The organism is Skermanella sp. (genome assembly GCF_059503625.1).
In genome coordinates this window covers 1-13,262 of sequence record NZ_JCACHA010000096.1, presented here as the reverse complement: position 1 = coordinate 13,262, position 13,262 = coordinate 1, and the positions used below count along the sequence as shown (strand labels likewise).

The window sequence follows — 13,262 nt, the reverse complement described above, 5'->3', positions numbered from 1 at the left end:
AGCCCGGCCCATACCCCGCATCTCGCCCCTTTTTCACCAGGGCCCCTTTTTCACCAGGAACGACCATGCTGATTGACCGTTTCGAAGCCGACTACCTCCTTGAGACCCCGATCGCCCCCGAACGCGCGGCCGAGATCATAGCCGGCGAGCAGTCGAGTGGCACCTTCGTTGCGGTTCCGGGCGAGACGCCCGAACTCAAGGAACGGTCGGCCGCCCGCGTGACCCGGCTCGTCGTCCTTGACGAGCCGGTTGCGCAGCGCTCCCTTCCGTCTGCCGTCCCGCCGAAGCCCGGCGAGCGCATCACCCGAGCGCTTATCACCGTGTCATGGCCGTTGGCGACGATCGGCCCCTCCCTGCCGAACCTCGTCGCGACGGTGGCCGGCAACCTGTTCGAGCTGAAGGATGTCAGTGGCCTGCGCCTGCTCGACATCCGCCTGCCGGCCGCCTTCGGTGCAGCATATGCCGGTCCCCGCTTCGGGGTCGAGGGTACGCGCCGGCTGGCGGACGTTCACGGCCGCCCGCTGATCGGCACCATCATCAAGCCGAGCGTGGGCCTCGACGCCGAGGCGACCGCCGCCATGGTCAAGGATCTCTGCGAGGCCGGGATCGACTTCGTCAAGGATGACGAACTGCAATCGGACGGCCCCAACTGCCCGTTCGAAGAGCGCGTGCGAGCCGTGATGCGCGTCATCAACGATCATGCGGACCGGACCGGCAAGAAGGTGATGTATGCCTTCAACCTCACCGGCGAGATCGACCAGATGCGCCGCCGCCACGACCTCGTCCGCAATCTCGGCGGCACGTGCATCATGGCGAGCCTCAACTCGGTGGGGTTGACCGGCATGATCGAGCTTGGCCGCTTCTCGGAACTGCCGATCCACGCGCACCGGAATGGCTGGGGCTATCTCTCCCGGCATCCGCTGCTCGGCTGGTCCTATGTCGCCTGGCAGAAGCTGTGGCGGCTGGCCGGCGCGGACCACATGCACGTGAACGGGCTGCAAAGCAAGTTCTCCGAGGACGACGACAGCGTGATCGCCTCGGCGCGGGCCTGCCTGACGCCGATGTTCGACGACAAGCCGTGCACGGTGATGCCGGTGTTCTCCTCCGGCCAGTCGGCGCGGCAGGTTCCCGGAACATATGCGGGCCTGAACTCCACCGACCTGATCGTGACGGCCGGCGGCGGCATCATGGCCCATCCGGACGGTCCCGGAGCCGGCGTGAGGGCTCTGCGCGAGGCGTGGGACGCAACGATCGCCGGCATCCCGCTTGAGGAGCATGCACGCATGCATCCCGAGCTCGGCCGCGCCCTGGAGATGGCCACATGAGCCCGCATCGACCTCTGCCGGAAGGCCCTCTCGTGGCGTTCTACGGCGACGATTATACCGGGTCATCGGCCGCGATGGAGGCGCTCGCCTTCGCCGGGCTGGACACCGTGCTGTTTCTCGCCCCACCGACGCCGGAGCGCCTGCGGGCCTTTGGCGCCTACCGCGGCATCGGCATTGCCGGAGTGGCACGCTCGCGCGACCCCGGCTGGATGAATCGGGCCCTGCCACCGGTCTTCGAGCTGCTGCGCTCGCTCGGCACGCCGGTCGTGCACTACAAGGTTTGCTCGACCTTCGACTCCGCCCCCCACATCGGCTCGATCGGGCGGGCCATCGACATCGCGGCCGGATTGTTCGATGGCTGGATCCCGATGGTCGTGGCTGACCCGGCGATGGGCCGCTTCCAGAGCTTCGGCCACCTCTTTGCGTTGGCTCAGGGCAAGGGCTACCGGCTCGACCGGCACCCGACCATGTCGAAGCACCCCGTCACGCCAATGGACGAGTCCGATCTCGGCCGTCACCTCGCGAAGCAGACGGACAAGTCCGTTGGTCTCGTCGATTTCGTCTCAATGAAGCGCGGGCAGGCCGACGCGCGTCTAGCGGAGGCCCTCGCCGATGGCGCCAGGATCGTCTCCCTGGACGTGCTCGACGAGGAGACGCTGGCCGAGGCGGGCCGCCTCGTCTGGGAGCACGGCGGAGCACCGGTCCTCGGCGTCGGCTCGCAGGGCTTCGAGGCCGCGCTGGTCGCTTACTGGCGTGCCTCCAGCCTGCTGCCGGAGCATGAGGCGGGGCCGCCTGCCGGGAGTGTCGATCACATCGCCTGCGTGTCCGGCTCGGTCTCGCCGGTGACGGCGAGCCAGATCGCCCATGCGCTCGGCCATGGCTTCTCCGGCATCCGCATCGACGCGGCCAATGCCGTGGACGAGTCCGCCTGGGAAAACGAGATCGAGCGCGTGACCAGGGACGCCCTGCGCGTGCTCTCGGAAGGCCGCAACCCGCTCGCGTTCACCGCGACAGGCCCAGACGATCCGGCCGTGGCCGCCATGCGGCAGGCGGTGGCGGCCGCGGGCGTCTCGGCCGAGAGCGTGAACGACAGGATCGGCTCCGGCCTCGGCCGCGTGCTCGACGCGGTGGTGCGCGAGGGCAAGCTGACGCGAGCCATCATCTCCGGCGGCGACACGTCGAGCCACGCGGCCTCGATGTTGGGCATCGACGCGCTTACCGCCATCGCCCCCGTGGCGCCGGGCTCTCCCTTGTGCCGCGCCCATTCCACCGATCCCGCCCGCGACGGATTGCAGATCGCGCTCAAGGGCGGACAGGTCGGTGGGGACGATTTCTTCTGCGCCGTACGCGACGGGGTATCGCGACGAACCTGAATGACGGGGGCTGCCGTCCTAATGTTCCGTGGCGATAAGGCCGCACCTGCAAGCTGATCGGATCCGATTGGCAATGCCCAACAGACAAAAACAGGAGGAAACGACTCATGGCAGAGACGCAATTCAGGCAGGGACCTTCGCGGATCCCGTTCTTCAAGACCATGCAGAAGGTCCCGGCCGGGATGATGCTGATCCCGCTCATACTCGGGGTGCTCATCAACTCGTTCGCGCCGGATGCGCTTAAGATCGGCGGCTTCACGCAGGCGTTGTTCAAGGACGGCGCGCTGGCCCTGATCGGGCTTCTGATCTTCGCGACGGGCGCGCAGATCACCGGTAGCCACAGCGGAAAGGGGGCCGCCGTCACCACCGGCGTGGTGCTGGTCTGCAAGACCCTCATTCCCGTGTCGGTCGCCATCGCGCTGGGCCTGGTGTTCGGGCTCGAGGGCTTCTTGGGGATCTCGATCCTCGCCTTGCTCGCGATCATGGGGAACAGCAACGGGGCCCTGTGGCTGGCCTTCGCCGGCGAGTACGGCGACGAACGCGACACCGGCGCCTATGTCGCCAGCGCCTTCGACGACGGCCCGTTCCTCGCCATGATCTTCCTGGGCGCCTCCGGCCTCGGCGATATCCCGCTCCTCGCCCTGGTCGCAGCACTCGTCCCGTTCATCCTCGGCCTCATCGTCGGCGCCGTCGACCGCGAGTGGACCTACGTGCTCGACGACGTGCCGAACATCACGATCCCCTTCATGTCCTTCGCTGTGGGCACTGGCATCAGCCTGGGAACCGTGGTGACCGGCGGACTGCAGGGAGTGTTCCTCGGCATCGGCGTCGTCGTCTTCACCGGCGGCCTCACCTACCTCGGCTACCGGTTCGTGCTACGGCGGGGACCGAAGAGCGGCATCGGCTTCGCCGCAGGCACCACCGCCGGCAACGCCGTCGCCGTCCCCATGGCGGTGGCTGCCGCCGACCCCCGCTTCCTGCCGTTCGTCGCCTCGGCCTCGGCGCAGACGGCGACGGCAGTCCTGGTCACCGCCATCCTGGCGCCGCTCGTCGCGTCCTGGGTCCTCAGGCGCGCCGGTGGGCTTACCGTGCACGACCCGGTGCCCGATATTGCGGCCAGCAAGGCTGATCCGGAAGTTCAGCTTGCGGGGTGATGTCTTGCGATCAAGTTGCACCCAAAGTTTTAACCTCTGCCTAGGGAGGGGGCCTGCTGGCTCTTCAACACCCATGCGCCGACACCGCCATGCCAAGATCGTCGCCACCTTGGGACCGGCAAGCTCCAGTCCGGAGATGATCCGGGCGCTGTTCGAAGCCGGGGCCGACGTGTTCCGCTTCAACTTCAGCCATGGGAGTCATGAGGACCATCAGAAGCGCTACGACATCGTCCGGTCGATCGAGCGGGACACCGGGCGCCCCATCGCCGTTCTCGCCGACCTGCAAGGACCGAAGCTGCGGGTCGGCCGCTTGGCCGAGGGTCCGGTTACGCTGGAAGAAGGAGAGCGGGTCCGCTTCGACCTCGATCCCGCGCCAGGTACGCGCGATCGAGTTCCGCTGCCTCACCCGGAGGTCTTCGCGGCGCTCGCGCCCGGCGTTCATCTTTTGATCGATGACGGCAAGATCCGCCTCGAGGTCGAGGAAGCCGCCAAAGACTCTGCTGTGGCGCGCGTCCTGATCGGCGGTCGGCTATCCGAGCGCAAGGGGGTGAGCGTGGTCGGGGCCGTGCTGCCCGTCTCCGCCGTGACCGAGAAGGACCGGCGCGACCTCGCTTTTGCGCTTGAGATGGGCGCCGATTGGATCGCCCTGTCCTTCGTCCAGCGCCCCCAGGACCTGGACGAATTGCGGACGCTGGCAGGCCGGCCCGTGTCGGTGATTACGAAGCTCGAAAAGCCGTCTGCGGTCGAACAGCTCGAAGAGGTGGTCGCCCGTTCCGATGCCGTTATGGTGGCCCGCGGCGATCTCGGCGTGGAGATGCCGCCCCAGAAGGTTCCCACGATCCAGAGACAGGTGTTGCGCGCCTGCCGCCGGGCCGGCAAGCCGGTGATCGTGGCAACCCAGATGCTGGAGTCCATGATCGAGGCGCCCACGCCCACCCGCGCCGAAGCCTCGGATGTCGCGACCGCCGTCTACGACGGCGCGGACGCCGTCATGCTGTCGGCCGAGTCGGCGGCGGGGCGCTATCCGGTCGAGGCAGTGCGGATCATGAGCGAGATCATCGCCGAGGTGGAGCGGGATCCGCACTACCGCAAAGCTACGGACGCGGCTCATCCCGAGCCGGAGGCGACGGTATCGGATGTGATCTGCGACGCCTTGCGCCGCAGCACCGCCATCCTGCCGATCACCGCGCTGGTTACCTACACGGCCGCCGGTAGAACCGCGCTGCGGGCGGCACGCGAGCGCCCGGCGGCTCCGATCCTGAGCCTGACGCCTGATTTGGTCACCGCGCGCCGGCTCGCCTTGGTCTGGGGCACGCATGCGGTCCACGTCCGGGAGTTCGGGCGCTTGTCCGAGATCGTGGACAACGCCTGTGCGATCGTCACACGCGAGGGGTTCGCCAAGCCGGGCGACACCATCGCGGTCACGGGTGGCATGCCGTTCGGCATCTCGGGTGGAACGAACCTGCTGCGCATTGCCCAGGTGCCGTGAGCGCCCGCCCAGGCATGACGTGTCGCCCAGGGACCCGTCTGGTCCGAAAAATCAGAAAGGAGGCGAATGATGACGATTATCGAGAATCTGCGCGGACGGGCTGAGTTCCCCTCCACCGGCACGCGAGAAGCACTCGAACTGCGGGACGGCGCGACCGCCGGCTCGCTGCGCGGCAGCGCGCCGATGGCCTGACCTTCGGCGACATCCAACATCTCCACTTAACAACATCTTCAGTTAACAGGAACCTAGAACATGCAGCAATCCACCTCAGAACGGCGCGTTGCAGTCGTCACCGGCGGCGCGATGGGCATCGGCGCCGAGGTCTGCCAGCGACTGTCCGCAGCGGGAATGACTGTCATCGTCGCGGATCGCGATGAGGCCGCCGCTCAGGCAACCGCCGCCGACCTGCGCGCGGCGGGCGGCACGGCCGAGGCACAGGCAATCGATGTCAGCGATCCCGCTTTGGTCGCCGCCGCCTTCGCCGACATCGACCGGCGTCACGGTCGCTGCGACGTGCTCGTCAACTCGGCAGGCATCGCCAAGGTCCATCCGTTCCTCGATTTCCCGCTGGATAACTTCGCCGCGACGATGGCAGTCAACGTCACCGGCGCCTTCTTGTGCTGCCAGGAGGCGGCACGGCTGATGGCACGACGCAAGTGGGGGCGAATCGTCAACATCGCCTCCGTGGCTGGCATGCGGGCGGTCGGCTCCGGACGCACGGCCTATGGCACATCGAAGGGCGCGGTGATCGCGTTGACCCGGCAGATGGCGGTCGAGTTGGCCGAGCACGGGGTAACCGCAAACGCCGTTGCTCCCGGACCGGTGGACACGCCGATGACGCGAGTGCTGCACACGGACCAGTTCCGCCGCGAATACGAGAACGCAATTCCCATGAACCGCTACGGAACGACCGGGGAGATCGCAGCGGCAGTGATGTACTTGGTGTCGGAAGACGCAGGTTACGTGACCGGCGTCACCCTGCCGGTCGATGGGGGTTTCCTGGCCTCAGGCGCCAGGGGGATCTGACTATCTTTTACCCCCAAGAGGAAAGAGGAGACACATCAACAAGCGCAACTTTATCGCGAGTATTTCTCTCGCAGTGGCATCGGTCTTCGTTGTCGCGCCCGCAGCGGCGTAGGACGTCAAGGCCAGGATGGGCACGTCTTCGCCACCAACAGCTCGATGGATCAGGCGGCGCAGGAGTTCGCGAAACTCGTGGGCGAGCGCACCAATGGCAAGATCAGCATCACCGTCTTCCCAGCTTGATCTGGCCCTCATGAACTATACAGGTTTGCTCGCTAATTAAGCTCGGGGCTGTTCTCCATCGTTGTCATGCTGCCACGGTCATCGGGGTCTGGGCTAGACCAGACCCCGATGAAGCAGCAAAATAGACCTCATTCGGTGTCCTGTATCCCAATCCTTGATGAGGTCGGATACTGTTGCCGAGCACGGGGAGCATTCCTTACAACGCGAGCATGGAAAAAGAGACGCTGGAAGCTCTGCGTCAGGCGAGCGAGAAGCACGACATAAGGATCAACATCGTTTTCATGGCCGCATTGCGGGACTACCTTCGCAAGCACGGCTATGAAATCGATGTCTAGATCAGACGCAGGGTTTCGGGAGCTGCCTGTTCCCCCGGCTTCACCTTGCGCCAATGGGGCTGCATCTCCCAGCGCCGCAAGGCATCGTCCAGGCGCGCGCCCATCAGGAACATGAAGCCGGCACATAGTGCCCACATGATCCAGTCAATTACGGGCGGCGGCGCTGGATCTGCTTTCGATGCCATGCCGAGAAGGGCTAGGCCGATGATGAACAGGTGTTCCATGTCAGCAACCTTTCGTCATGTCAGTCACCATAACGCAACCAGCCTCTAGTTCACCGGTTGTATCTTGCCGCCTGCGGCGATGAATTCACGCGTCAGGTCAGCGGCTTCCGTCTCGAAGGCTCGGACGACACCCAACTGCAACTCAGCCTCGGCTTCAAGATCGAGGCGTTTGTCCGGGTCCTTCTCGGCAATCGCCTGCTCGACCAGTTCCATGTACCGCAACCTCGCGCTTTCAGCCAGTTGGCGGTTTGCGGCGATGAAAAGAGGAGCCTGTTCAATAGGGACTTTCATGGGACACTTTCCTACTCAGGCAGGTGCTCGACCAGGAGCATGCGGATGAGAGCGGATCGAGAGACGCGACGGCGCTTCGCCTCGCCTTCCAGGCGGCTCAGCAGCTCGTCGTCTATGCCACGGATGATGATCGGCTTCGGCGGCTCTTTCTTCGCAGCCTTGGCCGGTTGCTCCGGTGTCGTCGGTTCGGGCGCCTGATCGACCTTGCCAGCGCCTTCTATGAACTTGAGTGCGCGATCTTCATTGTCTATCGCTTGTATATCGTTTTGATGCTTTTTAGGACGTGTAGTGATAGGCATTGTATATCACTCCGCAACGGGTTCGAGCTGAAAGATGGCGTCGATCAGGCTGTTGAGTTCGGCGCTGGCTTTGGCGTCAGGACGCTTTAGCTCGGTGACGGCGCGACCTTCGGCGGCGGCGTTCGGAAACGCCTTGCGACGACCGATAGGGCAGTCAAGGAAGTCGATACCGTCAGCGTTGGCGAGAGCTTCCGCAGCCGCGACGTTGTCAGCGCCTTGAGCGTCCGCGAAGTTCAGGACGGCGACGGCGCGAAGGCCGGGATTGATGATCCGCGCCTCACCTATCAGCCCTGCGACCTTGTCGAGCGTCCATATGTCGAAGCTGCGCGGCTGGAAGGGAACGACCGCGACGTCAGCGACGGTAAGCGCGGCGCGAAGACCGCCGGTATCGCGTCCGCCGGCATCGATGATGACGTCGTCGTACTTGCCTGCCATCTGGAGGACCTGGGTCCGGACGGCTGCGCCGGAAAGCTGGATCGCAGTATATCCGGGAGAACCAAGCTGTTCGGTTCGAAGCGCGGTGAAGTCGCTGGCGGTTCCCTGTTCGTCGGCATCGACCAGGAGAAGATCGCGGCCAGCCTGGGAACGGGCGACCGCGAGATTGACAGCCAAGGTGGTTTTTCCCACTCCGCCCTTGGTCTGAGCTAGAACGATCTTCATCTGATTGCGCTCCGATATACAAATGATATTCTTTATACATATGACGCACATCGTTTTAACATCGCTCGTATATCTAAGCAATGGGCGTGAGAGGCTGGAAGAGAAGACCCGGAGAAGGTATATTCAGCCTGAGAACAAAAAAAGGGGGGAGGAGACGAACATGAGCCACCGTGTACCGCAAATCCATCCAGGCTGCGTCCGGGTTCAGGCGCAGATCGGCGCAATGTCTGGGGCCTGTGACTATGACGTGGAGAAGCTGCCACAATGGCTGGCGACCATGGAAAGGGCCTGCGTTCCGCCGCTGGTGCGCGGGTCGGAGAACGGCGCTCAGATGGCAGGCTACATGACGTTTGCAGCGGCGGCGCAGGGGCAATGGGACCTTGCCTGCATTTCCGCGCTCTGGATCGTCCTGTACGGCCCTACCGTGCGGGACACGACGCTGGCGGACTTCATGAAGCTGGCCGACAACGGCGTCATCACGATCACCGCGAACGCGGACGGCACCAGTTGGCACATGAAGACGGCGATCCTGGAGCCGGTGATTCACTGAGAGACGTATCCGGTTAGGTTAAGGATGATCAACGTTGACGCAACCGGGGGGCATAATGACCGGGCTGTGACCGGGCACCATCAGGAAGGCCGCTGACCTCGAAGGCAACGATCTGATCGGCCACTCGTTGGTGGCCTCGACTATCGAGGGTTTAGCGGTCTTATCTGACAGGAAATCCATTATGGAAGAACCGGAAAGCAAATCCATAGACTACGATAAGGAATTTGTCAGAGTTTTTAAACAAACATCTTCTTCATTGTTAATATTGACGGGCACCACATTAGTAGCCGTATTAGGATTTACGGGATCTGTATGGTCTCGTCAGCATAGTGATCTATTTGACCAATGTGCCGATGCTATAAAATAGTTTTCTTTAGTATTCTGTGTGAGCATAGTCTATTATAGCTTAGCATTTGTATGTGATATGTATTACCATGCTAGAAATCACAGCGCTGGAAAGTATGTATTTTTGCTATTGAACTTTACATTTACATTGTGCGTTCCAATAATCTTATCTTATCTATATTTTGGAGCATATTTTGTTGGTGGCATCACTCAGACACTTCGAATTGATGCAATCAATCAGAGAATAATAGAACAACAAAACAAGCAGCCTTCGGAGTTTTAGACGATGCCCCACGGCGCCTGGAGCCTGGGAGAGTTCCCGTTGCCGCTGGTGCGGGTCAAATGCGACAAGTGCAATCGGGCAGGGCAATATTACACCGCCAAGCTGATCGAGCGCTATGGTCGGGACATGGTCATGCCGGAGCTGCGTCATATCCTGGCGCAATGCCCACGGAGGCATACGATGAACGACCCCTGCATGATCGTCTTCGTTGATCGCCTGGAGCGATCTTGAGGAAACCGGCAAGAACTGCCGCAAAAGACCCCGAAATCGCGCGATAACGGGCGTTTTTGGACGCAGCCAATTAACGGCCAACGCGCAATAGGAGTTCTTATTGTCCGTTGGCCGTTAATTGCGTGCTCGTTTTCGGGGGTAAGATCGTCGGACAGGCCTATGGCAATCGAGCCATATGCCGAACGGTCCCTTAGAATGATTCGCCAAGGCCGAGAGAAGGCCGAGGAATGCCGTGCGGCGGAAAAAGCAGGGGTTATGCTCTCGAACGAAAGACGCTTCTACGGCCTTCCTACGAGCTTGTAGAGGGTAGCGTCTTTGACCTGCTATTGAGAGAGTTTTGAGACCATGACGACGATGCGACCTGTAGACCCGACGCGAATCCTCTACGCTCGGCCGGAAACCTTCATCAAGCTGCTGGAGACCAAGCGGGCGCGCAAGCGCGAGGACGACGTCGCCTTCATCCGTGAGCGCGACCATGAGTTCGCGAACATGGCGTTGATGGTCAGCGACCAAGTCGCTCCTGGCGCGATCTTCCGCCGAATGGTGAGGGCAGAAGGCGGTGGCGTCATCTTCATCTTCGCCGGAACCGTCTGACCCGGCTTGTAACGCTTGTAAAGGCGTTACAAGTAATCGGTCACCACTTACAAACAGCTCGCAAAGGTTTAATTTCTTCTTCAATGCCAGTGATCGGAAACTCGACAGTTTGCGCGTTTTGATTGAAGGGTGTGATCCTGACAAGAAGAGTGTCGTGTTTGAACATACTCTTAATTAGAGGGATGCCTTTACCATCCCATAGACCCATTGCCTTATTGTCAGTGGACTCAGTCCAGCTTTTTGTCTCCGCTTTCAAGTTATCAATACGAGTAGTAACTTCATCAAACCCTCCGCTTGAAGCTAGAAAATTTCCAGCCATATATACATAAAGGTTAGTAGAACCCTCCGTGCAGTGTATGTTTAGGTAAGCATATCCTTCTCGTCTGCCGCGACCTGAGACTTCATTCTTCGAGGCAACACTGAGATACACACCTTGGCTATCGTCTACTTTTGACTTTTCCTCTGTTCGCTTCCAAACACTTTGCTTAGTTGATGTGACTTCTGAAGTCTTTCGATGGATGAGGTCATAACACGACAACCTTCTAGTGTCATTCTTGATTTCGGCACACTTTTCGTCTGTTTGCGCCAAAGATTTAGTGGAGTTAGAGTATACTAACGCAAACATCGTCAGCGTGATCGACAGAACTTGTAGTGTAGTTCGTAGCATAATTACGTGGCCTTCTGCTTTTCGTTTGGTCTTATCATACAACTGCCATCGGTCTTCAAGGTCACGATCATCGTCGTGGCCAACCGGAAGTTAGCCTATCAGCAGATCCTGAACGACGGCATGCTGTTTCGTCGTCGGGAAGACGCGCTGGACGTAGTATCCGAGGGCGTCGCTGATATGGCTGAGCTTCGGGTCGGCGCGCTTGTCGAGTTCGCCGGAGCCGCCGGCCAGGAGTCTGACGCCTTCGAGATCGCGGACGACGTTCGGAGCCTTAAGCGGATCGACCATCAGCCTGACGTCGTCGGCCGCCGACTTCATCCTACTGTTCATGGCGTTGACACGCGCTCGCTCTGCCGGGTTCGCCGCAGGCACCCGGATCGAGAGACGGTCCTGGAAGACGGGGCGCAGCTCGGCGCGGACGAGGTCCCAATCGCTTCCCAGGACGCGCGCTGATCCGCGAGCGCCGCCAGTCGCGTCGCCGTAGACGTGGACGGGGCCGAAATGCTTCTCGCCATAGTCGGCAATGATCTTTCGGCAGACTGCGGGTGTCGTTGAGTTGCGGGGAATGTGAACTTCACCGATGACGCCGGTTCCGTCGAGGCCGTTGGATAGGCGTTGCTCTTGGCAGATCGCGGCGACACCCGGTTCGACGTTGAAATCCAGGCAGATGATCAAGGGCGCTGCTGGATTGTAGACGAGCGGCGCGCAATGGGTGAGACGGTCGAAAGCGTAGTAGGCGCGGCCATCGAAGGTGATGAACGACGCCTCCATCTCCTGCTGGTACACCAAGGGGTCGAGCGTCCGACGCGCGCTTTCGATCTCGCTTGGCGAAAGGATGTCGGCGCTGATCCAAGTAAACCCATCCCATTCCGGGTCCTGGCCGCTCGTCGCATAATTGAACATGTCGTAGTAGGCTCCGCGGCCTTCGGGAACGCCGATCAACCAGCACCAACCGGCGCGATCCGCGAGCGCTGGCCGGATGTTCTCGCCCCAGGCACCAGGACAGATGTTCGCGACTTCGTCAACCACGCCGCCGTTCCAGGCGCGGCCTTCAATGCGCTGCGGGCGGTCGAGACCGACGACGACGATCTCGGCGCCAGTGATGAGCCTGATCGTCAAGTCGCTTTCGCGCGGCCTGCCTTCGCGCATCCAAGCCGGGATCATGGCTTTCAAATCTGACCACCAGATCGCTTTCGCCTGATCGCGCGTCGGCGCTGCGGCGAAGTATCGGTAGTCGAGCCATTCGCCCTGCGATGACTCCTTTAGCGCCTGGATGATCAGGTTGCGCTTGGCGCGTTCGGTCTTGCCGCTTCGACGGCCCGCCGGAACGACCTTGAAGCGCGCGGGCGAGTTAATAAGGCGGATTTGCTCAGGGTGTGGCTTTAGCTGAGTCCAGCGCGCGGTGAGCTGGCCGGGTTCGGCGGGATGCTTTTCGGTGAACAGCATCTTGGGCATGGCGATCTCCTGGTCGATGCTGCGCGTCGGGCAAGCATGCGAAAGCGCCGCCGCGTCGAGATGACGGGCGGGTGGTTCTGGCGACGGGCTGTTGATCCTTGGCGCGCGGCTATACTGCTGCGCCTCTAGTCTCTAGGAGGAAGAGCAAGTATCTTTAGTTGGAGGGATCTAGAAACAAGGAACTATAAAGTGGCGACGATCAAGGGTACGAACTCGGGTGAGACTAAGACCGGAACTACAGCCGCTGATCTGATTTACGGGTACGGAGGAAACGACAGTCTCTATGGTCGCGCGGGCGACGATCAGATCTGGGGTGGCCTTGGCGACGACAAGATCTGGGGCGAGGCCGGTGCGGATATCCTGCGCGGTGAAGATGGTAACGACGTCTTCTACTCCGGTGACGGAAACGACAAGGTATATGGCGGCGTCGGGAACGACACTCTATACGGCGACGCCGGCACCGATACCATTTACGGCGACGCAGGTAACGACATCCTCAAGGGTGGCAGCGGCATCAGCAAGCTGTACGGCGGAGATGGAAACGACCAGCTTTTCTATGACCCGACCACGGGCAATATAGCCAGTATCGGCCAGTACCTCGCAGGGAGTGTCCTGGAGGGTAATGGAGGCACAGACACGCTGAACGTCTTCAACAAGTCAACATATACGGACGGCACCACGTCCAAACCCACCCTTACAGCTATATGGGTGGACGAAAACG

General features: G+C 61.6%; 18 protein-coding genes. 12 read left to right on the top strand and 6 right to left on the bottom strand.

From position 1 onward, the window contains the following. The first annotated feature begins 65 nt into the window (after nucleotides 1–65). The 8 genes from AC5JJ6_RS02590 to AC5JJ6_RS02555 all read left to right on the top strand — a co-directional run bounded on the left by AC5JJ6_RS02590 (nucleotide 66) and on the right by AC5JJ6_RS02555 (nucleotide 6,942). Complete coding sequence (locus AC5JJ6_RS02590; protein WP_496040546.1) at nucleotides 66–1,325, top strand: ribulose-bisphosphate carboxylase large subunit family protein; 1,260 nt, start codon at nucleotides 66–68, stop codon at nucleotides 1,323–1,325. A gap of 32 nt (nucleotides 1,326–1,357) precedes the next feature. Further along, nucleotides 1,358–2,698 carry a four-carbon acid sugar kinase family protein gene (locus AC5JJ6_RS02585; protein WP_496040545.1) on the top strand — a complete coding sequence of 447 codons (1,341 nt, stop codon included), beginning with the start codon at nucleotides 1,358–1,360 and terminating at the stop codon, nucleotides 2,696–2,698. 107 nt (nucleotides 2,699–2,805) lie between these two features. Further along, nucleotides 2,806–3,852 carry a 2-keto-3-deoxygluconate permease gene (locus AC5JJ6_RS02580; protein WP_496040544.1) on the top strand — a complete coding sequence of 349 codons (1,047 nt, stop codon included), beginning with the start codon at nucleotides 2,806–2,808 and terminating at the stop codon, nucleotides 3,850–3,852. Nucleotides 3,853–3,925: 73 nt separating this feature from the next. Beyond that, nucleotides 3,926–5,341 carry a pyruvate kinase gene (gene pyk, locus AC5JJ6_RS02575; RefSeq protein WP_496040543.1) on the top strand — a complete coding sequence of 472 codons (1,416 nt, stop codon included), beginning with the start codon at nucleotides 3,926–3,928 and terminating at the stop codon, nucleotides 5,339–5,341. A 69-nt stretch (nucleotides 5,342–5,410) separates the two neighbouring features. After that, nucleotides 5,411–5,533 carry a hypothetical protein gene (locus AC5JJ6_RS02570; protein ID WP_496040542.1) on the top strand — a complete coding sequence of 41 codons (123 nt, stop codon included), beginning with the start codon at nucleotides 5,411–5,413 and terminating at the stop codon, nucleotides 5,531–5,533. Between the two features lie 60 nt (nucleotides 5,534–5,593). Further along, nucleotides 5,594–6,367, top strand: a complete 774-nt coding sequence (locus tag AC5JJ6_RS02565) for an SDR family NAD(P)-dependent oxidoreductase (RefSeq protein WP_496040541.1) — start codon at nucleotides 5,594–5,596, stop codon at nucleotides 6,365–6,367. A 78-nt stretch (nucleotides 6,368–6,445) separates the two neighbouring features. Then, nucleotides 6,446–6,607, top strand: a complete 162-nt coding sequence (locus tag AC5JJ6_RS02560; RefSeq protein ID WP_496040577.1) for a hypothetical protein — start codon at nucleotides 6,446–6,448, stop codon at nucleotides 6,605–6,607. Nucleotides 6,608–6,816: 209 nt separating this feature from the next. Continuing rightward, nucleotides 6,817–6,942 (top strand): hypothetical protein, encoded by a 126-nt coding sequence (locus AC5JJ6_RS02555; RefSeq protein ID WP_496040540.1) that lies wholly within the window; start codon nucleotides 6,817–6,819, stop codon nucleotides 6,940–6,942. Here AC5JJ6_RS02555 and AC5JJ6_RS02550 read toward each other — a convergent pair. Genes AC5JJ6_RS02550 through AC5JJ6_RS02535 form a run of 4 tightly spaced genes read right to left on the bottom strand, consistent with a single transcriptional unit; the run spans nucleotide 6,939 to nucleotide 8,416 of the window. Then, nucleotides 6,939–7,166: a hypothetical protein gene (locus AC5JJ6_RS02550; RefSeq protein WP_496040539.1), complete on the bottom strand. Its 228-nt coding sequence runs from the start codon at nucleotides 7,164–7,166 to the stop codon at nucleotides 6,939–6,941. The genes AC5JJ6_RS02555 and AC5JJ6_RS02550 overlap by 4 nt on opposite strands. A 45-nt stretch (nucleotides 7,167–7,211) precedes the next feature. Next, complete coding sequence (locus AC5JJ6_RS02545) at nucleotides 7,212–7,457, bottom strand: hypothetical protein (protein WP_496040538.1); 246 nt, start codon at nucleotides 7,455–7,457, stop codon at nucleotides 7,212–7,214. Nucleotides 7,458–7,468: 11 nt separating this feature from the next. Continuing rightward, nucleotides 7,469–7,756, bottom strand: a complete 288-nt coding sequence (locus tag AC5JJ6_RS02540; RefSeq protein ID WP_496040537.1) for a ribbon-helix-helix domain-containing protein — start codon at nucleotides 7,754–7,756, stop codon at nucleotides 7,469–7,471. Nucleotides 7,757–7,762: 6 nt separating this feature from the next. Further along, a complete protein-coding gene (locus AC5JJ6_RS02535) occupies nucleotides 7,763–8,416 on the bottom strand; it encodes an AAA family ATPase (RefSeq protein ID WP_496040536.1) in 654 nt (217 codons plus the stop codon). 160 nt (nucleotides 8,417–8,576) lie between these two features. Here AC5JJ6_RS02535 and AC5JJ6_RS02530 point away from each other — a divergent pair, with 160 nt between their 5' ends. The 3 genes from AC5JJ6_RS02530 (at nucleotide 8,577) to AC5JJ6_RS02520 (ending at nucleotide 10,419) form a co-directional block, all read left to right on the top strand. Next, on the top strand, nucleotides 8,577–8,966 hold the full coding sequence (locus tag AC5JJ6_RS02530; RefSeq protein ID WP_496040535.1) for a hypothetical protein: 390 nt from the start codon (nucleotides 8,577–8,579) through the stop codon (nucleotides 8,964–8,966). A 631-nt stretch (nucleotides 8,967–9,597) separates the two neighbouring features. Further along, nucleotides 9,598–9,825 (top strand): hypothetical protein, encoded by a 228-nt coding sequence (locus AC5JJ6_RS02525; protein ID WP_496040534.1) that lies wholly within the window; start codon nucleotides 9,598–9,600, stop codon nucleotides 9,823–9,825. Nucleotides 9,826–10,170: 345 nt separating this feature from the next. Further along, entirely contained in the window at nucleotides 10,171–10,419 is a 249-nt protein-coding gene (locus AC5JJ6_RS02520; protein ID WP_496040533.1) for a hypothetical protein, read from the top strand. A gap of 40 nt (nucleotides 10,420–10,459) precedes the next feature. On the opposite strand, the gene AC5JJ6_RS02515 is transcribed toward AC5JJ6_RS02520, so the two are convergent. Further along, the gene (locus tag AC5JJ6_RS02515; protein ID WP_496040532.1) at nucleotides 10,460–11,128 is read right to left on the bottom strand and encodes a type VI secretion system-associated protein TagO; all 669 of its coding nucleotides are present in this window, start codon (nucleotides 11,126–11,128) and stop codon (nucleotides 10,460–10,462) included. A gap of 48 nt (nucleotides 11,129–11,176) precedes the next feature. Continuing rightward, the gene (locus AC5JJ6_RS02510) at nucleotides 11,177–12,541 is read right to left on the bottom strand and encodes a hypothetical protein (RefSeq protein WP_496040531.1); all 1,365 of its coding nucleotides are present in this window, start codon (nucleotides 12,539–12,541) and stop codon (nucleotides 11,177–11,179) included. A gap of 189 nt (nucleotides 12,542–12,730) precedes the next feature. Between AC5JJ6_RS02510 and AC5JJ6_RS02505 the strand changes: the two genes are divergently transcribed. Next, the coding region (locus tag AC5JJ6_RS02505; protein ID WP_496040530.1) for a calcium-binding protein at nucleotides 12,731–13,262 on the top strand (532 nt) is incomplete at its 3' end.